The sequence below is a fragment of the Nocardioides sp. S-1144 genome (genome assembly GCF_005954645.2).
GTDB classification, from domain to species: domain Bacteria; phylum Actinomycetota; class Actinomycetes; order Propionibacteriales; family Nocardioidaceae; genus Nocardioides; species Nocardioides dongxiaopingii.
In genome coordinates, this window is the sequence record NZ_CP040695.2 from 156015 (window position 1) to 174535 (window position 18521).

24 protein-coding genes are annotated in these 18521 nt (G+C 73.5%); 15 read left to right on the forward strand and 9 right to left on the reverse strand.

The genetic code is table 11. The features are described 5' to 3' along the window. Window positions 1-36: 36 nt before the first annotated feature. Window positions 37-1887, reverse strand: coding sequence for a sensor histidine kinase (locus FE634_RS00755; protein ID WP_222847645.1), 1851 nt, complete (start codon window positions 1885-1887; stop codon window positions 37-39). A gap of 91 nt (window positions 1888-1978) precedes the next feature. Here FE634_RS00755 and FE634_RS00760 point away from each other — a divergent pair, with 91 nt between their 5' ends. Continuing rightward, window positions 1979-2344 (forward strand): response regulator, encoded by a 366-nt coding sequence (locus FE634_RS00760; protein WP_212721533.1) that lies wholly within the window; start codon window positions 1979-1981, stop codon window positions 2342-2344. Here the strand turns inward: FE634_RS00760 and FE634_RS00765 are convergent. Further along, window positions 2337-2993, reverse strand: a complete 657-nt coding sequence (locus tag FE634_RS00765) for a response regulator (RefSeq protein WP_138874798.1) — start codon at window positions 2991-2993, stop codon at window positions 2337-2339. The two genes, FE634_RS00760 and FE634_RS00765, sit on opposite strands and share 8 nt — an antisense overlap. 117 nt (window positions 2994-3110) lie before the next feature. Then, complete coding sequence (locus tag FE634_RS00770; protein ID WP_138874799.1) at window positions 3111-3983, reverse strand: alpha/beta fold hydrolase; 873 nt, start codon at window positions 3981-3983, stop codon at window positions 3111-3113. 124 nt (window positions 3984-4107) lie between these two features. On the opposite strand from FE634_RS00770, the gene FE634_RS00775 reads away from it, so the two are divergent. From FE634_RS00775 to FE634_RS00790, 4 genes are all read left to right on the forward strand, one after another. Beyond that, a complete protein-coding gene (locus FE634_RS00775; protein WP_138874800.1) occupies window positions 4108-4368 on the forward strand; it encodes a DUF4287 domain-containing protein in 261 nt (86 codons plus the stop codon). Window positions 4369-4452: 84 nt separating this feature from the next. After that, complete coding sequence (locus tag FE634_RS00780; protein ID WP_187366781.1) at window positions 4453-4698, forward strand: response regulator transcription factor; 246 nt, start codon at window positions 4453-4455, stop codon at window positions 4696-4698. A 171-nt stretch (window positions 4699-4869) separates the two neighbouring features. Continuing rightward, window positions 4870-5562: a hypothetical protein gene (locus FE634_RS00785; RefSeq protein ID WP_138874802.1), complete on the forward strand. Its 693-nt coding sequence runs from the start codon at window positions 4870-4872 to the stop codon at window positions 5560-5562. A gap of 239 nt (window positions 5563-5801) precedes the next feature. Next, entirely contained in the window at window positions 5802-6077 is a 276-nt protein-coding gene (locus FE634_RS00790) for a sigma-70 family RNA polymerase sigma factor (protein WP_138874803.1), read from the forward strand. 429 nt (window positions 6078-6506) lie between these two features. Here FE634_RS00790 and FE634_RS00795 read toward each other — a convergent pair whose 3' ends face one another. The 3 genes from FE634_RS00795 to FE634_RS00805 form a co-directional block, all read right to left on the reverse strand. Then, window positions 6507-6800 carry a hypothetical protein gene (locus FE634_RS00795; protein WP_148240244.1) on the reverse strand — a complete coding sequence of 98 codons (294 nt, stop codon included), beginning with the start codon at window positions 6798-6800 and terminating at the stop codon, window positions 6507-6509. 64 nt (window positions 6801-6864) lie between these two features. Then, entirely contained in the window at window positions 6865-7419 is a 555-nt protein-coding gene (locus FE634_RS00800; protein WP_138874805.1) for a TlpA disulfide reductase family protein, read from the reverse strand. 84 nt (window positions 7420-7503) lie between these two features. After that, window positions 7504-8052, reverse strand: coding sequence for a carboxymuconolactone decarboxylase family protein (locus FE634_RS00805; protein WP_138874806.1), 549 nt, complete (start codon window positions 8050-8052; stop codon window positions 7504-7506). Window positions 8053-8172: 120 nt separating this feature from the next. On the opposite strand from FE634_RS00805, the gene FE634_RS00810 reads away from it, so the two are divergent. Continuing rightward, entirely contained in the window at window positions 8173-8862 is a 690-nt protein-coding gene (locus FE634_RS00810) for a MarR family winged helix-turn-helix transcriptional regulator (RefSeq protein ID WP_138874807.1), read from the forward strand. 359 nt (window positions 8863-9221) lie between these two features. Next, the gene (locus FE634_RS00815) at window positions 9222-9518 is read left to right on the forward strand and encodes a response regulator transcription factor (RefSeq protein WP_262347528.1); all 297 of its coding nucleotides are present in this window, start codon (window positions 9222-9224) and stop codon (window positions 9516-9518) included. Window positions 9519-9538: 20 nt separating this feature from the next. On the opposite strand, the gene FE634_RS00820 is transcribed toward FE634_RS00815, so the two are convergent. Further along, entirely contained in the window at window positions 9539-10288 is a 750-nt protein-coding gene (locus tag FE634_RS00820) for a TetR/AcrR family transcriptional regulator C-terminal domain-containing protein (protein WP_138874808.1), read from the reverse strand. Between the two features lie 315 nt (window positions 10289-10603). On the opposite strand from FE634_RS00820, the gene FE634_RS00825 reads away from it, so the two are divergent. From FE634_RS00825 to FE634_RS00850, 6 genes are all read left to right on the forward strand, one after another. Beyond that, window positions 10604-11299 carry a hypothetical protein gene (locus FE634_RS00825; protein WP_187366782.1) on the forward strand — a complete coding sequence of 232 codons (696 nt, stop codon included), beginning with the start codon at window positions 10604-10606 and terminating at the stop codon, window positions 11297-11299. A 26-nt stretch (window positions 11300-11325) separates the two neighbouring features. Beyond that, window positions 11326-12033, forward strand: coding sequence for a hypothetical protein (locus FE634_RS00830; protein WP_138874809.1), 708 nt, complete (start codon window positions 11326-11328; stop codon window positions 12031-12033). An 84-nt stretch (window positions 12034-12117) separates the two neighbouring features. Next, on the forward strand, window positions 12118-12852 hold the full coding sequence (locus tag FE634_RS00835; RefSeq protein WP_148240246.1) for a hypothetical protein: 735 nt from the start codon (window positions 12118-12120) through the stop codon (window positions 12850-12852). Then, the gene (locus FE634_RS00840; protein ID WP_148240247.1) at window positions 12849-13307 is read left to right on the forward strand and encodes a DUF2382 domain-containing protein; all 459 of its coding nucleotides are present in this window, start codon (window positions 12849-12851) and stop codon (window positions 13305-13307) included. Before FE634_RS00835 ends, FE634_RS00840 begins: the two co-directional genes overlap by 4 nt. Before the next feature lie 92 nt (window positions 13308-13399). Further along, entirely contained in the window at window positions 13400-14206 is an 807-nt protein-coding gene (locus FE634_RS00845) for a DUF2382 domain-containing protein (RefSeq protein ID WP_148240248.1), read from the forward strand. 100 nt (window positions 14207-14306) lie between these two features. Further along, window positions 14307-14741 carry an SRPBCC family protein gene (locus tag FE634_RS00850; RefSeq protein WP_138874812.1) on the forward strand — a complete coding sequence of 145 codons (435 nt, stop codon included), beginning with the start codon at window positions 14307-14309 and terminating at the stop codon, window positions 14739-14741. Window positions 14742-14758: 17 nt separating this feature from the next. Here the strand turns inward: FE634_RS00850 and FE634_RS00855 are convergent, their stop codons facing one another. Continuing rightward, complete coding sequence (locus FE634_RS00855; protein ID WP_187366783.1) at window positions 14759-15463, reverse strand: histidine phosphatase family protein; 705 nt, start codon at window positions 15461-15463, stop codon at window positions 14759-14761. A gap of 8 nt (window positions 15464-15471) precedes the next feature. After that, entirely contained in the window at window positions 15472-16110 is a 639-nt protein-coding gene (locus FE634_RS00860; RefSeq protein WP_148240250.1) for a ComF family protein, read from the reverse strand. 117 nt (window positions 16111-16227) lie between these two features. Between FE634_RS00860 and FE634_RS00865 the strand changes: the two genes are divergently transcribed. Together FE634_RS00865 and FE634_RS00870 are read left to right on the forward strand one after the other, a co-directional pair. Next, complete coding sequence (locus tag FE634_RS00865) at window positions 16228-17457, forward strand: glycosyltransferase family 4 protein (protein ID WP_148240251.1); 1230 nt, start codon at window positions 16228-16230, stop codon at window positions 17455-17457. Further along, the gene (locus FE634_RS00870; protein ID WP_148240252.1) at window positions 17454-18422 is read left to right on the forward strand and encodes a Gfo/Idh/MocA family protein; all 969 of its coding nucleotides are present in this window, start codon (window positions 17454-17456) and stop codon (window positions 18420-18422) included. The genes FE634_RS00865 and FE634_RS00870 overlap by 4 nt, the downstream gene beginning before the upstream one ends. The last annotated feature ends 99 nt before the right edge of the window (window positions 18423-18521 follow it).

Consider the following 18521-nt stretch of genomic DNA (forward strand, 5'->3'; position numbering starts at 1 on the left):
GGGAGGCGGACTACCGGTCAGCAGGGTGGACGCCGGTCAGGCAGATGTGCTGACCGGCACCCGCGCGGTCAGCGTGGTGCCGGCGCCGACGGGGCTGACGACGTGCAGCGTGCCGCCCACGGCCTCCACGCGGTCCTGCAGCCCGAGCAGTCCCGAGCCGCCGCCCGCGCGGGCACCGCCGACGCCGTCGTCGGCCACGACGAGCTCGAGTCCCCGCTCGTCGACGACGGCCGAGACCCGCACCTCGGAGGCCCCGGCGTACTTGGCGGCGTTGGTGAGCGTCTCGGCGACGACGTAGTACGCCGCGACCTCGATCGACTCGGGCAGCCGGGCGGGGATGTCGACGCCGAGCGAGACCGGCACGGGGGAGCGGCGGGCCAGCGTCTTGAGGGCGGCACCCAGGCCGCCCCGCGAGAGGATCGCGGGGTGGATCCCACGGGAGAGCTCCTGCAGGGCGGTGTGGATCTGGGCCAGCGCATCGACGTGCCGGTCCAGGCGGGGCTGCACCTGGGTCGGCTCGGCGTCGACGGCGGCCTGGGTGGCGCGCAGGTCCATCCCGAGCGAGACGATGCGCTGCTGGACGCCGTCGTGCAGGTCGCGCTCGATGAGCCGGCGCGCCTGGTCGGCCGCGGCGACGACCCGCGCGCGTGAGGCGGTGAGCTGGCGGCGCGCGTCGCTGTCGTGCACGGCGGTGGCCACCAGGTCGGCGAAGTCCGCCAGCCGGGCCTCGACGTCCGGCGCGGGCGCGCGGTCGGTCGCGGCGATGATCAGCGCCCCCCAGCAGCGGCCCTCCACGGTCACCGGGACACCGGTGCCGCTGAGCAGCCCGCGCCCGCGCAGCCGCTCGGCGATCGGACCGCTCGCGCCCGTGTAGTCCATCGAGGCGGCGCGTCCGGTCGCGTGCACCGCGCTGCTGACGTTGTGCCCGCCGAGCTCCACGCGCTCGCCGGCCGCCAGGGGCGTCCGCGCGCCGTCGTCACGGGCGGCCAGGACGGTCATCGACCCCTCGTCGTGGAAGCGGACCAGCGAGACGTGCTCGGCCCCGAACCCGTCGGCGATCTCGCGGACCACCGCGTCGTGGACGTCCTCCAGGTCGCCGCGGAGCGCCACCAGCGTCGCGGTCCGGCGCAGCGCGGCCTGCTGGTGGGCCAGGCTGACGGCCTGGCGGTGCAGGACCTCGCGGTCGAGCGCGGCGGCGAACAGCGCCTCGAGCGCCGGCACGGTGCGCCGGACCCGGCGCAGGTCGGCCGCACCCAGCTCGGCGGGCACCAGCAGCGAGCCGGTGACGGCCTCGCCGTCGCGCAGCTCGACGAGGCGCTGACCCGGGCCGACGCGTGCCCCGGGCAGCCCGAGCACGGCGTACGGCGGCGGCAGGGCCAGCACGGCGCTGAGCCGTTCGCCGGCGATCGCCAGCACGTCGGTCGGGTCCTCGGTGCGCAGCACGGTGCGGGCCAGCTCGGCGAGCAGGTCCGCCTCGCAGCGGCGCTGCTCGGACTCCTCGGCCCGCAGCCGCGCCTGACCGACCAGGACGTTGGTCAGCAGGGCGAGCAGGGAGAACACGACGACGGCCGGGACCAGGCTGGCGCTGCTCTCGCTCACGTGGACGTAGGCGTAGGCGACGGCGCTGACCACCGATGTCGCGAGGGCGAGCCGGAAGCGCCACCCGGCCGAGACCACCAGCACCCCGAACAGGAACAGCGCGCCGAACGCGCTGTCGGGTGCGACCCGCTCGAGGAGGCGGACGACGAGCAGCTCGGCGGCGACGAGCGTCGCGGCGACGGCGACGCCCCAGGCCACCGGGGGTGTGGTCGGGCGCAGCACCAGCTGGATCACGCGGTCGCGCCAGGTCAGCCCCCCGCGGCCCGGGAGCCCGGCATCGGCGACCACGCCCGCAGGCTACCGGGGGTGGCGGGGTTGCACCCGGGAGTGGCGGCTAGCAGGAATGCCATCCGCGCCCAGCCGTGGCACTGTCGGGAGGGTGAGCCCCGCCGACCACCGCTGCCTGATCGTGGACGACAGTCCGACGTTCTGCGCCGCGGCCCGCCGCCTGCTCGAGGGCGCCGGGATGGTCGTGGTGGGCACCGTGCCGACGCTCGAGGCGGCCCTCGCCACGGCGCTGACCACGGCGCCCAGCGTGATCCTGGTCGACGTCGACCTCGGCGGGGAGAGCGGCTTCGACGTCGTCGAGTCGCTGGCCGCGGCGCTGCGCCCGGGCCCGCCGATGGTGATGGTCTCGACCCACGACCCCGACGACTTCGCCGACCTGGTCGAGGCGAGCCCAGCGGTCGGGTTCCTGCAGAAGTTCGAGCTGTCCGCGGAGCGGGTCGCCGAGCTGCTCAGCTGATCGCGTCGAGGTAGAGCAGCACCGCGCGCACCCGGCGGTGGTCGTCGGCGGTGTCGGCCAGGTCGAGCTTGGCCAGGATGCTGCGCACGTGCTTCTCCACGGTGCCCTCGGTGATCCACAGCCGGCGCGCGATCCCGGCGTTCGACAGCCCCTCGGTCATCTGCACCAGCACGTCGCGCTCGCGAACGCTCAGCACGGCGAGCGGGTCGTCGCGGCGCCGGGCGGAGACCAGCTCCTGCACCAGCGCGGGGTCGACCACCGACGCGCCGTGCGCGACGCGGCCGAGGGTGTCGACGAAGTCGGCGACGTCGGTCACCCGGCTCTTGAGCAGGTAGCCGATGCCGCGTCCGCCGCTGAGCAGCTCCAGGGCGTGCTCGACCTCGACGTGCGCGGAGAGCAGCAGCATCGCGACGTCGGGGAACTCCGCGCGGATGCGCACCGCGGCGTCGAGGCCCTCGGCGGTGTGCGTCGGGGGCATCCGGATGTCGATGATCGCCAGCTGTGGCGGCCGCGCGCTGATCAGCGCGAGCAGCTCCTCGGCGTCCCCGGCCTGCCCGAGCACCTCGAGACCCGAGGCGGTCAGCAGGCTGGCCAGCCCCTCGCGCAGCAGCACGTCGTCGTCGGCCACCACGACCTGCAGTGCGCTCACGTCCTGGCTCCTCCGTCGTCGTCGCGCCACAGCCTAGGGCGATCCACGGGCGACGGCACGAGGTCCCAGCCCCGGTGGAGCTCCCCACGACGGGGACCGTCGTCCTCGGCGTCGCCGTCAGCCCAGCACCTCGAGGAGCCGGGCGGCGAACTGGGCCGGCTTCCCGGGGTACGGGCCCTCGCCGGTGAAGCCTGCGTGATGGCTCGGGAAGACGTCGGGCTCGCGGCCGATCCGCCTCGCCAGGCCGAGCCCGCCACGGGCGGCGACCTCGTGGCCGGACTCCTCGCCCACCGCCACGCGGACGCGGTCGCCCCAGGAGGCGAGCGCGTCGTAGGCAGGCACGTAGGCGTTGACCGCGGGCATGTTCCGCATCAGTGGGCTCGTGCGGCTGCCGTCGTCCTCGGCGCTCATCCCGAGCTCGACCGGGTCGGGCGCCGGCTGGTCGAGGTAGTCCTCGGCGAGCGGCCCGGTGGTCATGACGAGCCGGATGAACTTGGCCATCGCGGCTCCCTCGCCGGCTCGGTCGTAGGTGTCGCGGATGTCCTGGCACGCGGCGAGGACGACGTCGCCGTCGGCGATGGTGTCGACCAGCGGGGGTTCGTGGACGACGGCTCGGCGGACGTCGTCAGGGTGGGTGGCGAGCAGGGCCAGCAGGCACACGGCGCCGCCGCTGGACCCAAAGGCGTCGACGGCGCCGACACCGAGCGCCTCGACCACCCGGTGCAGGTCCTCGGCGTGCTGCTCCGCGGTCAACGGACTCTCGCCGGCCGGGTTGCGGCCCGCACCGCGCGGGTCGAGGGTGATGACCGGCCGATCGGTGATCTCGGCGGCGAGCGCGGTGAACGCGGCCGCCTCCATCGGGTTGGCGAAGGTCATCAGGGCGGGGCGTCCGGCCGTGGCGGTGGCGAGGTCGCCGTGGACGTCGTAGTGGAGGAGGTCGTCGCCCTCGCCCAGGACGTGGGTGGTGACGGGGCGCTCGTCGCGGTTCATGTCCCTCCGACCGACTCGTCGGCCCGAAGTCATCGCCCCGACCAGACACGTCTCGGGAGCGATGAGTGCGGTCGAGACTGGAGGTCTGCCGACTGACCGGTTCACCTCGACCAAGGAGCGCACGATGAGCGGATTCCAGACGTACCTCGACAACGCCGAGCGCAAGGCCGGTCTCACGCCGCAGCAGTTCCTCGACCTCGCGGCCGAGAAGGGCCTCACCGACGGCAGGGCGGGCGAGGTCATCGCGTGGCTCAAGACCGAGCACGGGCTCGGACACGGCCACGCCGCCAACCTCGCCCAGCTGGTCGTGAAGGGACGCGAGGCGATCGAGGCCAAGCACGGCGAGCTCCACCTCGACGGTCTGGCGGCGCGTCAGGACCGGTAGAGGGACCCATCTGGACCCGCGATGCCGACGAATGACTCGCTGGAGGCGATCGTCGCCGCCGTGGATGCAGGGAGATTCGCCGTGTTGAGCTCAGGACCGACCCCGCTGCAGGACTCGCTGACCCCGCTCGAGCAGGAGATGCTCGAGATGATCGTGAACGGCCTCAGCAACAAGGACATCGTCGCGGTGACCGGACTGTCGGTGAACTCCGTGAAGTCCCGGATCCGCTCCACGTACCGGAAGGTCGGGGCCGAGACGCGGGGTGACGCGATCGAGTGGGCCTCGAGCCGCGGCTACGGATCCGAGCAGCGCCGGCGCTCGGCTGGCTGAGTCGCGCGGAGGCTCGGCGACCGTCCCACGTCTCCAGCCGCTCAGCGGATTGGTCTGGACGCCGTGTTCCTCGTCTCGCGTGAAGGACCGATCCGTACTCGTTGGTCGCCGCGAACCACTGGTGATCCGGCGCCAGATCGGCGCCGCTCCCACCAGAAGGACGTGTTCTCCATGCGCACCAATGCCTTGAACATCAAGCGCAGCATCGCCGGGATCGCCGGCATCGCGCTCCTGGCCATCCCGCTCACCGCGTGCGGTTCCGAGGACGACACCACCTCGAGCTCGTCGAGCTCCTCCAGCTCCTCGGAGTCCAGCGCCAAGCCGCAGGCCGTGGCCGCCATCGACGCCCTCGAGGGCCAGGACACCCGGATCGCCCTCGACAAGGGCTTCACCGACGCCCTCACCGCCCTCGAGCTGACCCCCGGGGTCGTGGGTGACGCCAAGCTCGAGGGTGGCTCGCTCATCTTCCCGATCACCGGCGGCAACGTCTCTGTCTTCGAGCCCGACGAGGTCGACCCCTACGTCATCGGCCAGATCCAGCACGAGGGCTCCGGCCTCTCGCTGACCGCCGGCGACACCACGGTCGAGCTCACCAACTTCAACGTCGACCCCGGCGTCTCGCGTGTCTACGGCGACGTCACCGTCAACGGCAAGGTCGCCGTCACCAGCGCCTTCCTGTTCCAGCTCGACGGACGCACGCTCGAGCCGCTGCAGACCGAGGGCAGCACCGCGATCCTCGAGGGCACCCAGGTCAAGATCTCCCCGGTCGCCGCGCCGCTGCTCAACGAGACCTTCGGTACCGACAAGGTGACCCTCGACCTCCTGGTCGGCATCGCCAAGATCACCGTCGACGTCCCGGCCTGACCCTCTCGCACGATTCGCTCGGGACCAGTGACCTCGCACCACCGCCGCCCCACCCGGCTGGGCTCCTCCAGCCGGGTGCTGGGCGCGCCAGGACGGGTGCGGGTCCCGCCTGGTGCGCAGGGGCCCGCACCCCGCGGCCGCACGGCTCGTGGATCGTGCGTCGTCAGCGCGTCCACCCCCACGGATGGGATCCGACCGGATCGGCCTCGGCCGGTGTCGGCGGGAGTACCGTCCGGCACGTGCCCCCCACCCACCTCGCGGGGCTGCTCCAACGAGCAGCCCGGCACGACTGCGACGCCTTCGCGACGTTCTACGACCGCACCATCGACAACGCCTACCACCTGGCTCGGATCGTGTCGGCCCACCCGGACGACGTCGACCAGATCGTCGGCGCCGCCTACCTCAACGCATGGCTCGACAGCGCCTCGCACGGGGGCACCGGATACAGCCCCCGCGCGTGGCTGATGGTCCTGGTCGAGCTGAACGCGGCGGACCCGGCCCGTCGAGGCAGCTAGTCCACACGGTGCATCGACCTGCGCCCGGGTGTCATGACTGACCGGACGGCGAGGAGTCCCGGGCCCGAGCCGTCCTCAGCTGTCGCGCGGCCCGACGGGGCCGGAGATGTCCAGCAGGAACGGGACCATCGAGACATCCATGTCGATCCACTCGGCCTCGTGGGCCAGCAACAGTTGCCGCTCGTTCATCACTGGAGCAGTACACGCCAGTGATCGGAACGACGCAGCCACGGCTGAGCCACAGCTGGAGAACGACTTGTGACCGGTTCTGGTCGTTGTGGTGGCGTGCGGGACTCGCGGTCGGCCGTTCCCCCCACGGGTACGTCCGAACACGAGTCCCTGGACTCGAGCGTCGCCGTGACATGGGGGCGCCGGCGACGCGAGTCCTGGCTCGACGGTAGGGCCGAACCGTCGCGGACGTGGCATCCGTCACATCGAGGCAGCGCCCTGCCCAAGGTTGCCGAGCGGGACGCCGCGGTCGCGCACCTGTGCCTGGACGTCCCACACGTCCAACGCGATCGGAACGGCCGGGTCCCGGCCCCACCACAGTGCTCGCCCGACGACGGCGTCGGACTCGTCCACGGCGACGACGGACCACTCGGGCCGGATCCGTCCCGCCTCGATCTCCGCCACGATCTCGCCGGCCGGAAGCGAGGTCTCGGCAGCAACGCCCATCGTCGCCGCGGAGGCCAGCTGGGCGGCCGAGGGCTGGACGACGCGCATCATCCGACCCTCCCAGGGGCACCCCGGTCGCGAGCAATCCCGAGGGGTCGGGGTCAGGGTGAGGTCATGGTCGGCACCCGACGTCGTCACAACCGGGCCCGGCCGCGGGTTCCGCGAGCGCGGGGTCGAGCGACGGGCCCGCGGGCTCGGCGCCGAGCCGGGTGATCTCCGCGCCCAGCTGCATGTCCGACAGGTGTCCCAGGGTCTGGCGCCGGAGTCGCCCGGACCGGTCGTACAGCATCACCGTGGGCGTGCCCTGGAGGGAGAGGCGGGCCATCGTCACCGGGACGGCACCGCCGTCGATGGCCGGCGCGTCGACCGCGACCGGGAAGTGGACCCGGTACTCGTGCAGGAACGCCTGGAGCGCCGCGGAGGTCATCGCGTCGTGGTGCTCGAAGACGGTGTGCAGTCCCACGACGGCGACCTGCTCGGCGGGGAAGAGGGCCGCAGCCTTCCTCAGCTGCGGGACGGTGTGCTCGACGCAGGCGGGGCAGAGCATCTGGAACGCCGCCGCCAGGACGACGCGCCCGTCGAGGTCGTGGGTGGAGAAGCCGGTGTGGTCGGTGTTGAACCACCGCGACACGGTCCAGTCGCGGATCGAGGGTGGGCTGGTCTGCATCACGTGCTCCTGTCGTCGGACTGGTCCTCTGGTGCGGGGTGGGTGCCGTCCGCAGCGACGGGAGGTCGCCACGGACGGCAGGGCTCAGCCGGCCGCCGGCAGCAGGGCGACCTTCGGGAAGTCGAGGGGCACCTCGAGGGCGACGTTGACGTAGTTGGTGAACAGGTTGAGGGCGACGTGGGCGAGGAGCTCGACGACGTCCTGGTCGTCGAAGCCGACCGAGCGCAGCGCCTCGACGTCGGCGTCGCTCACCTGGGCGCGCTCGCGCACGAGCTTCTCGACGAAGGCGAGCGCGGCGGCGGTGCGGGCGTCCTCGGAGCGGCCGGCCTGGGCCTCGCTCATCTCGGTGCTCGTCGCCCCGGCCTTGCGACCGAGCGCGGTGTGCGCGGCCAGGCAGTACTCGCAGCTGTTGCGGTCGGCGACCAGGACGGCGACCTGCTCGCCGAGCCTCGCGCCGAGCCGGCCACTCCCGAGGGCGCCGAAGCCGGCCCACATCATCGCCAGCGCGGCCGGAGAGTTCGCGACGGCCCTGAACATCGCGGGCGTGGTGCCGAACGCGGTTCGGACCTCGTCGAGGACGGGCTTGGCGGCTCCGGTGGTGGTGGTGGGGTCGACGAGCTGAACGCGGGTCATGACGTCTCCTGGTGTGGTGAGGGTGCCGGGTCCGGTCGAACCCTTAGGACTACTATCTATTCGCGGCTGGCACGAAGTCAAGGAATCGCTTAGGATTCCTAACTACAGGAGGTGTGGGACGTGGACGGAGACGAGGACACGACCGTGGACGTCGGTGCGGACGGACCCGCGACGGACGACGACGGGCTCCCGCAGGACACCGCGACCGACCAGTCCGGTGCCGACGACCTCGACCAGCGCCTGTCCGGCGCGCTCGAGCGGATCGGTCACGTGACCCGCACCATGCTGTCGCGCCAGGCCTACGCCGAGGGCGTGAGCGCGCTCCAGCTCCAGCTGCTCCTGCGGCTGGGGTCGGTCGCAGCGGGTCCGCGCGTGAGCGACCTCGCGCTCGAGCTCGACGTCTCGCAGGCCACCGTCAGTGATGCGATGAGCACCCTGCGGCGCAAGGGACTGGTCGCGAAGGAGCAGGACCCCGGCGACCGCCGCAACTCTGTCTTCTCCCTGACGCCCGAGGGCGACCTGCTCCGCACCCGACTGGCGCGGTGGGACCGGCCGCTGGCCGACAAGCTGGTCGCGCTGAGCGACGCCGACAAGGGCGAGGTGCTCCGCGTCGTCCTCGGACTGGTCGCCGGCCTGCAGACCGACGGCGTCATCAACGTCGCCCGGACCTGCATGACGTGCCGCTTCTTCGACGACACCAGCCACCCCGACGGCCCCGAGCCGTACCGCTGCAACCTGCTCGAGGTCGCGTTCGCCGACACCCAGCTCCGCGTCGACTGCCAGGAGCACCAGGCGCCCCTCACCGCGTGACGCGGACGCGGGTCCGCTGGGCGACGGCGCCGTCGAACGGGCCTGCACGTCCCGCAGCCAGGCTTCGACCTGGGCCGACTCCATGCCGAGCGGTCGCTGGGTATCGTGCCGGGGGCCGCGTCCCTGGCCCACGCTTCGGGCCAGGGACGCGGCACCGCAGGGCTCCTCCTGCGGGATGGGCGCCCACCCGGGTCTGGAGGCCCGCGGCACCGTTGACTGTGCCCGGAGTGGAGGGAACGCAGACACGCGACGGCAGCGAGCCGGTCGCTGTCACCTCTAGGGGTGGTTGATGGGTGCGGTGCTTGGGTTGGGTCGCTTATGACGTAAGGCTGGCGAAGACCACCAGGAGGCTGCCGCCCGTGAGTACCCCGTTCGAGTTCGCCGAGCCCGATTCAGTGAAGGACCTCTCCGAGCGGGAGCTCCAGGTGCTGCACCTGATCACCAACGGCAGGACCAACCAGGAGATCGTCGAGACCCTGTACCTCGGCATGAACACGGTGAAGACCTACAACCGGACGGCGTACCACAAGATCGGCGTGGAGAGCCGGACACAGGCGGTGTTGTGGGGCGTCCACCACGGCCTGCTCGAGGGCTACACCCTCGTCGCGACCAGCGACACCGCGTCGCTCCCGAGCGAGTACGAGGCCGGCTCCTAGGGCGAGTCCGGAGGGTCAGCTCACGACGGCTGGTTGGCCCGCACCAGGGCGAGCCGGGCGAGAAGGGACTCGAGGGCGTCCTCGAACTCGACGTCCGCGTGGTCGGTGGAGAGCTGGCTGCGCAGCCGCCGGACCATCGGGTAGGCGGCCAGCGCCCCGGGGCCCGCGGGCTCCTCGTCGGGGGTGAGGACGTCGAGCGGGCCCACGTCGGCGTCGTGGGCGGCGACCTCGAGCAGGAGGTGCCCCAGGAGGAAGCTGGTGAAGGACCGGTAGGCCGAGACGGCGGCGTCCTCGGCGAAACCCTCGCTGACCAGGGCCTCGAGGAACACCTCCACCCACTCCAGGCTGCGCAGCGGGGGGCGCAGCCACGGTGCCTCGGGAGGCCGGGAGACCACGAGGGGGAACACGCGCGGGTGCCTCAGGGCGACCCGGCGGATGCCGTGCGCCAGGCGCTGGGCGAAGTCCTGCCAGCCGTGGGTGGGGGTCGACACGACGCCGTCGTCGTCGTGGAGCTCCCCGACGACGTGCTCGACGACCGCGTCGAGGAGCTCCTCGCGACCGGGGACGTAGCGGTAGAGCGCCATGGCCTCGACACCGAGCTGGTCGCCGAGGCGCCGCATGGTCAGCCACGGCAGACCGCGCTGGTCGATGAAGTCGACCGCGGCGGCGACGACCCGGTCCCGGCTCAGCGGGACCCGCTCGGACGGCGGTGCGTCGCCGGCGACCACCGCCTGGTCGGCGTCGGTGCCGTGCTCGTTCCTGTCCGGCATCAACGACTCTCCACCGCCCCCACGCTACGCCGGGCACGCCCGCGTGGTGCGGCGAACCAAGGACCGGGTGGCAGTCCTGCCCGAGAACGACGGTTCACCCCCGGGAGGGGTAGTCGCAGGCCACGGGCCAGGCCTAGGTTTACATCGTAAGTACCGCGGCCCCGAGATGGCCGCCCGTCACCTCGACGCCCGTGCGCGGCACTGTGCCGGCGTGCGCACCCGACCCTGCAGCGATCGCTCCGGAGAGCCCGTCCGACGCGCAGTCCAGCACCTCCACCTACCCCACCGCACCACTGCGGCGACAGGGAGAACGCGATGACCTCGAACAGTGGATCCAGTCGTCTGGATCCGGACGAGCACGACTCGGGCGGCACCGGGCGGGGCACCGCCAGGCACGTCGACCCGCACGACGACATCCGCGACGCCCGGCCCGAGGGACGCAGGTCCGTGGTCGAGCGGGAGAAGGAGGAGCACGGCGGCATCAAGATCGGCTCGGCCTTCTTCGGGTGGCTGACGGCGACCGGCATGGCCGTCCTGCTCACGGCGATCCTGGTCGCGGCCGGCACCGCGATCGGCCTGGCCAGCGTCGAGAACGTCGACGAGACCATCGACCGGGCGACCAACCAGGCCGGGGGCCAGGCCGAGACCATCGGCTGGGTCGGTGCCGTCACCCTCCTGGTGATCGTCTTCGTCGCCTACCTCTGCGGCGGGTACGTCGCCGGACGCATGGCGCGCTTCGACGGCCTCAAGCAGGGCCTCGCGGTGTGGCTGTGGGCCGTCCTGGTGGCCGTCGTGGTGGCCGTCGTCGCTGCGGTCGCTGGCTCGGAGTACGACGTCCTCTCGGAGCTCAACAGCTTCCCCCGGCTCCCGGTCAACGAGGGCGACCTCGACGTCGCCGGCATCGTCGCCGTCGCCGCGGTCGCCGTCGCCAGCCTCGTGGGTGCCCTCCTGGGCGGCCTGGCCGGCATGCGGTTCCACCGCAAGGTCGACAAGACCGGCCTGGGCCGGTAGGAGACCCGGCGAAGCAGGGGGGCGTCGTGGCCGAGTGGTACCGCCACCTGTGGTGGGCGAGCTGGGGGTCGGTGGCCGCGCTTGCCGCCCTGACGGGGATGCTCGTGGGCAACCCGGCGCAGCCGGTGTTCCTGGCCCTGCTCGCTGGTGGCACGGTCACCGCCGCCAGCCTGGCTCCCCGCCCGGACGGCTCGCGGTCCCCGAGACCTGGGGGTGACCTGCGGACGGCGTGCCTGCGCGGGCTCCGGGCCGGGCTGGTCACGGGCACCGTCGTGGCGGCGTCGGGGTTGGCTGGTTGGCTGATCCTTCCCCTCGTCCTGACCGCTGCGCTGACCTCCCCGTGGTTCAACGCCCTCGTCGGTCCCACCCGCAGCGCGGGACGCGCTGACCCCGACCGGCCGGCGCCTCGCGTCCGGTCCCGGCCTGTCGAGGTCACTGCCTCCTCCCTGCGTGCGGTCGTCGAGATCCTCGACGACCACGAGCTGACGCGCGGGTGGCGGCACAGCCACCAGCGCCTGCGTGTCGCGGCCGACGTCGGCAGCCGACTCGCGCTGGTCAACCTCCGGCAGGCCTACCTCGACGAGATGGAGCGGCGTCACCCGGTCGGATTCGCCTCGTGGCTCGCGTCCGGAGCGCGGCCCACGAGTGACCCCGTCCAGCACCTGCCGGCCGACCCGGCCCGCACCCGACCGCCCGACGACCCGGGCCCCGCCCACCTGCGCGGCGAGGACTGAGCAGCCGCTCGCCGCGCCACGGCCGAGGCCCGCCGACCGGGTGTCGGCACCCGTCCGCAACCCCTCCACCACCCAGGAGCAGCCATGGCTCACCCACCCCGTCACGACCCGCCCGGCCGGCCGGCCGCTGCGGCCCACCGCCGCCCGCCGACCGACGGCGACGACCACGACGCCCGCTCGGACGGGGTCGACGGCACGGCGTCCACGCTCGCGCCGCCACCCGACGAGCAGGTGGTCTACCGCGCCGGCGAGGCAGACGTCGGTCGACCCGCTCGCCGCAGGCGGATCGACGTCCCGGCCACCCTCGGCGGTGCAGTGGCCGCGCTGGGCACCTTGCTCCTCCTCTCGAGCCTCGTCACCGCCGCCGTCGGCACCATCGGCTACCAGACCGGGGTCGAGGACCGCGACCTCTCGATCGGTGGCCTCGTCGGCGGCCTGGTCGTGCTCCTCCTCGCCTGCCTCGTCGGCGGGTGGGCCGCCGGACGCATCGCCCGGCACCACGGCGGGCTGCACGGCCTGGTGGCCGTGCTCTGGCTGGTGCTGCTCGCCGGCGTGCTCGCCGCCCTCGCCGCGATCTTCGGCGACGACCTCGACGTCACCGGCGACGTCAGGCTCCCGGACTGGTTCTCCCCGGACGCCTTCACGGCTGCCGCGATCACCACCGGCGTCGTCGCGCTCGCCCTGTCCCTGCTGGGCGGCTGGCTCGGTGGGCGCCTCGCCGACCGGCACCGCCACGAGGAGACCGTCGCGGTCGTCGAGACCCGCCGGAAGGTCCGCGAACGCCCCGGCGGCATCGTCCGACAGGACGGTGCGCGATGAGCGGCGCACCTGACGCCGTCGGTCCCGCTGACGCGTCGACCGTGCGCAGCGAGGAGCGCCTCGAGGTCACGCGTGACGTCGATGAGGCCGGACGGGTGCGGCTGCGCAAGCACGTCGAGACCCTGCCCGTCGAGCAGGGCGTGGAACGCAGCGTCGAGCACGCCGACACCGAGCGCTCCGACGCCGAGGAGGGCGACACCGGCGAGGTCATCACCCTGCCGGACGGGTCGATCTCGGTCCCGGTCTTCGAGGAGGTCCTCGTGGTGACCAAGAAGCTCGTCGTCCGCGAACGGATCGTCGTGCGCAAGCACACCGTCGTCGACGAGCACGTCCTGCAGACCGAGCTGCGGCGCGAGCACGTCACCGTCGAGACCGACGGCGACGTCGAGGTCGACGGCCGCACCACGCACACCCCCGCACCCCCGTCCCGGGAGCCCGACACCGCCGACGGGTGATCCACGCCGCCGCAGCCGGTCGTCCACGGGCACCAGTCGCGGCGGCGAACCGTTCGTCCGATGCACCACCTCAACCGTACGAGAGGAACACCATGCTCAACGACAACGACGTCCAGCACATCTCCGGGGCCACCGCCTACGGCCAGGGCGGGGACAAGCTCGGCAAGGTCGGCCAGGTCTACCTGGACGACAACACCGGACAGCCCGCGTTCGTGACCGTCAGCACCGGCCTGTTCGGCACCAACGAGAGCTTCGTCCCCCTCGAGCAGGCCACCTACGACGGCGACCGCCTGACGCTGCCCTACAGCAAGGACCAGGTCAAGGACGCCCCGAACGTCGACCTCGACGGTGAGCACCTCGACCCGGCCGAGGAGGAGCGGCTCTACCAGCACTACGGCCTGACCTGGGGCGGCACCGGCACCGGCACCGGCACCGGCACCGGCTTCGCCGACACCGACGCCGCGCGCACCGGCAACTCGGCCGGGACGGAGGGCCACGACACCTCCGGGCCCACCACCAACGACGCGATGACCCGCTCCGAGGAGCACCTCGACGTCGGCACCACCGAGCACGAGGCCGGACGGGCCCGGCTGCGCAAGTACGTCACGACCGAGACCGAGACCGCCACCGTCCCGGTCCAGAAGGAACACGCCGTGGTCGAGCGTGAGCCGGTCACCGACGTCAACGCCGGCGACGCGCTCGACGGCCCGGCCATCTCCGAGGAGGAGCACGAGGTCGTCCTGCACGAGGAGCGGGCGGTCGCCGGCACCACCGTCGAGCCGGTCGAGCGGGTCCGGCTCGGCACCGAGACCGTCACCGAGCAGGAGCAGGTCTCCGAGGAGGTCCGCAAGGAGCACATCGAGGTCGAGGGCGACGTCCGCGACCGCACGAGCGACTGAGCACCGGCGGGTACCGGGTCCGGGTCGGCTGGCGCCGACCCGGACCCCTCGTCGGCGCCACCGCGACACCTTGATCGACCGGAGCAGGAGTGCGACCACCATGCCGCTGACCGAGCGCAACATCTACACCGACCAGGCGCTCGCGCACGCGTGGCTGTACCTGACCGACTTCCGCCACACCGCGCGGTGGAACACCGCCACGACCGGGTGCGAGCGGGTCGAGGGCACCGGCGCCCTCGGCACCCGCTACCGGAGCACGCTCCGGTTCGCCGGGCGCGACCAGCAGGTCGACTGGGTGCTCGACGCGGTCGAGGGCCAGCACCGTCTCGTCTTCTCCGGCACAGCCGGACGGGTCAGGCTCAGCGAGACCTACGAGCTGAGCGACCTGGGGGCCGAGGTGCGGATCCGCTGGCTCGTGCGGTGGACGGCGACCGGCCCGGCCGCCGTGCTGTCCCCGCTGCTGGCCCGCCCGCTCCGGCGCACGGCCGAGGAGAGCGCCGACGCGCTGGCCGAGCGGCTGGCGTCCCACTGCTGACGCCGGCACGGCCCCGGCTACTCGTCCGGGGCCGTTCCGTGGTCGTCGACGCCGGTGGGGACCGCACGGCCCGGCGACTCCTCCGCGACGCGGCCGGCGAGGTGACCGGCGTCGTTGAACCGCACCAGGGTCCAGCTCGACCCCCCGCCCGGGACGCGACGGTGCCGCCACTGGGTGATGCTGGTGTTCAGTGGGTCGAAGAGCACGTCGCGGGCTGTGGGCCCCCGCCCGAAGGCGAGGTTGAACGACGCCTCGAGGATCCCGCCGTGGCAGACGGCGACGACCGTCCGACCCTCGTGCGCCCCGACCAGCCCGAGCAGGGCGGTCTCGGCGCGGAGGAGGAACGTCGCCCAGCTCTCCCCACCGGTCGAGAACGGCTGGAAGGGGTTGCGCGGCGGGACCTCGTGCCCGGCCCGCGCCGTCCACTCCTCGACGGTGAGCCCGTCGGCGGCACCCGGGCGAAGCTCGTGCAGGTCGTCGCTCGCCCGCGCCGGCAGCCGCAGCGCGCGGGCGACGTACTCGCCGGTCTCCTGCGCACGGCGCAAGGTGCTGACGTACAGCACGTCGGCGCGCAGGGGCTCGGACCGCAGCCGTCCCTCCAGGAGGGCGCACTGGCGTCGTCCGCGCTCGGTCAGTCCTCGGTCGCTGCGGACGCCGGCGATCACCGGCTCGACGTTGGACACCGCCTCGCCGTGGCGGATGAGGTACAGCTCGGTGGCCACGGCTGCCCTCACGTGCCCTTGCGGCGCGCGAACACCAGCCCGGCGACCTCCGTGGCGCCGGCCTCCCGCAGCGCCCGCGCCATCTCGCGCAGGGTGAAGCCCTCGGAGTAGGCGTCGTCGAGGACGAGGACGCGCCGGCCTTCGACCCGACGCGGGTCCGGTACCCGCAGCGCTGCGCGCAGCTCGCCCTCGGCGATCGCCCGCCGCTCCTCGACGCCGATGCCCAGGAACCGCCCCGTCGGGCGCACCTTGGTGATGACGCCGGTCTCGAACGACCGGTCCGGGTCGATCCGCCCCGCCGCGTTCACGATCACCGCCAGGTAGTCCCACAACCGGTGGGCCTCGGGACCGGTGTAGAGAGCCGTCGTGGTGCGGACCTCGAAACGCTGCAGCTCGGCGGCGTGCTCGCGGAGGAAGGTCACCAGCATCGCGCCCAGGTCGTCGGCGAGGTGCCGCTCCCCGCCGTACTTGAAGCGGAAGACCACGTCCCACGTGGCGTCGGCGTCCTCCGAGACCGTGTAGAGGCGCGAGAAGGAGCGGTCGGGCAGCCGGCACACCGTGTTCGGGCAGACCCGCTCGGCCAGCTCCCCGCCGCAGACGGCGCACCTGTCCTCGACAGGCGCGGGCGTCGGACCTGGTGCCGTCACCCGGGTCACGCTACCCAGCCGCCGACCAGCCGCAAGGGGTTCGCGGGGGTCGCCGGTAGAGGGGCGGACATCCGGGTACCGGACGGCTCCAGCCGCGACCCAGCTCCGGAGGCCAGCGTGACGACGACGTCCCACGACCACGCGCTGCCCGGGACGGCGACGCGCCCCGCCGCGGGGACGACCGGGCTCCGGGTCGGCCCGGGGCGTCGCGCCTCGGGTGGCCGACCACCGTCGGTCCACCTCTACACCCCCTCGGCCGACCCGTCGGGCATGGGCGCCCACATGCGCTGCCTGGCCGAGGAGTACGTGCGCGCCGGGCGTCGGGTGACGCTGATGTACTGGCCCAACGCCCACGCGGAGCGGATGTTCGCGCCGGCCGAGACGATGGGCGTGCGCCTGGCCCGCATCCCGCACCCGCGGGACCCCGGGTTCGCGGCCGGCATCCTCGAGGACCTGCGCCGCCACCCGAGCGACGTCTTCCACGTGCACGTGGGAACCGGGCGCGAGAACTTCGACGGCGCCCGTGCGGCCGCGGCGGCCGGGGTGCCGGCCGTCGTGCAGACGCTGCACCTGCCGTGGCTCATCCGCGACCACCGCAAGCGGGCCCCGGCCCTCGCCGCGCTCGAGCCGGTCGACCGCGTCATCACCGTGTCGCACCGTCAGCGCCTGACCTACGAGAGGATCGGGGTGGCCCCCGAGCGCATGGTCACCGTGCCCAACGGTGTCCAGCCCCGGGCGGTGGCACCGGGGCGGGCCGCGGCGCGCCGCGAGCTGGGGCTCCGGCCCGACCAGCCCGTCGTGATGACGGTCGGCCGGCTCACCGTGATGAAGGGCCACCGCTACCTGGTCGCCGCCGCCCCCCTGGTGCTCGGGCACGTCCCGGACCTGGTCGTCGTCGTGGTCGGTGCGGGGCACCTGCGCCAGGCGCTCACCGACCAGGCCGAGCAGCTGGGTGTGGCGCACGCCGTGCAGTTCGTCGGCCACCGCACCGATGCCCGGGCACTCCTCGACGCGGCCGACCTGTTCGTGCTGCCGTCGCGCCACGAGGGCATGCCCCTCGCGGCCCTCGAGGCGATGGACGCGGGGCTGCCGGTCGTCGGCACCCGGGTCATCGGCACCTCCGAGGCGGTCGAGGACGGCATCACCGGCCTGCTGGTCCCCGCGGCCCGACCGACCCCGCTGGCCGAGGCGCTGACGCAGCTGCTCGGCGACCCGGTCCGGGGTCACGCCATGGCGGCGGCGGGACGCCGGCGCTACGAGCGGCTGTTCACCGCCACCCGCATGGCCACCGCCACGGCCGCCGTCTACGACGACGTCCTCGCCGGGGCGACCGGCCGGCGCCGATGAGCCGGCTCCGGGTGGGGTGCGTCGGCACGGGGTTCATCGCCGGGAAGCACCTGGCGGCGCTGGCCTCCTTCGACGACGTCGACGTGGTGGCGGTGGCCGACACCGACGCGGAGCGCGCCGCCGCGGTGGCCGCGTCGCACGAGGCGCGCGCCTACACCGACGGTCTCGACCTGCTCGGGGCGGAGGACCTGGACGCCGTCTGGCTCTGCGTGCCGCCCTTCGCCCACGGCGCCCTCGAGGAGGCGGCCGTGCGCCGGGCCCTGCCGTTCTTCGTGGAGAAGCCGCTGGCCCACGACCTCGCCACGGCCGAGCGCGTCGCCGGCTCGGTCGAGGCGGCCGGGCTCCGCACCGCGGTCGGCTACCACTGGCGCCACCTCGACGTGGTGCAGCGGGTCCGCCGGCTCGTCGAGGAGCGGCCGCCGCTGCTGTTCAGCGGCTACTGGCTCGACCGCACGCCGCCGGTGCCGTGGTGGGCGCACCGGGGACGCTCGGGTGGACAGCTGGTCGAGCAGACCACCCACGTGTTCGACCTCGCTCGCCTGCTGGTCGGCGAGGTGACCGACGTGTCGACCACCCACGTCCCCGCCTCCGGCCCGCACGAGCAGCCCGACGACGCCGTTCCGCTCGCCTCCAGCGTGGCGCTGCGCTTCGCCTCCGGCGCCGTCGGGAGCGTGTCCTCGGCCCGCGTGCTGCCCGGGCGTCACCGCGTGGGGATCCAGCTGGTGGGCGACGGGTACGCCGTCGAGCTCGACGAGCGGGCGATCGTCGACCACGAGCTACGCCTGACCACCGCCACCGGCGTGGTCTCCGAGCAGAGCCTCCAGGACCCGATCGCCGCCGAGGACCGGGCCTTCCTCGACGCCGTGGCCGGCAACAGCGACGACGTGCGCTGCACCTACGCCGAGGCGCTGCGCACCCACGCCCTGGCCTGGGCGGCCGACCAGTCGTCGGTCCGTGGGGGTTGACGAGGTGCCCGCGCCGACGACGTGCCGGTCCCTCGGTGTCCGTGCTCCGATGGAGCCGGCCTTCTTCGACCTCGACGTGCCCGACCTCGAGGACGGCGC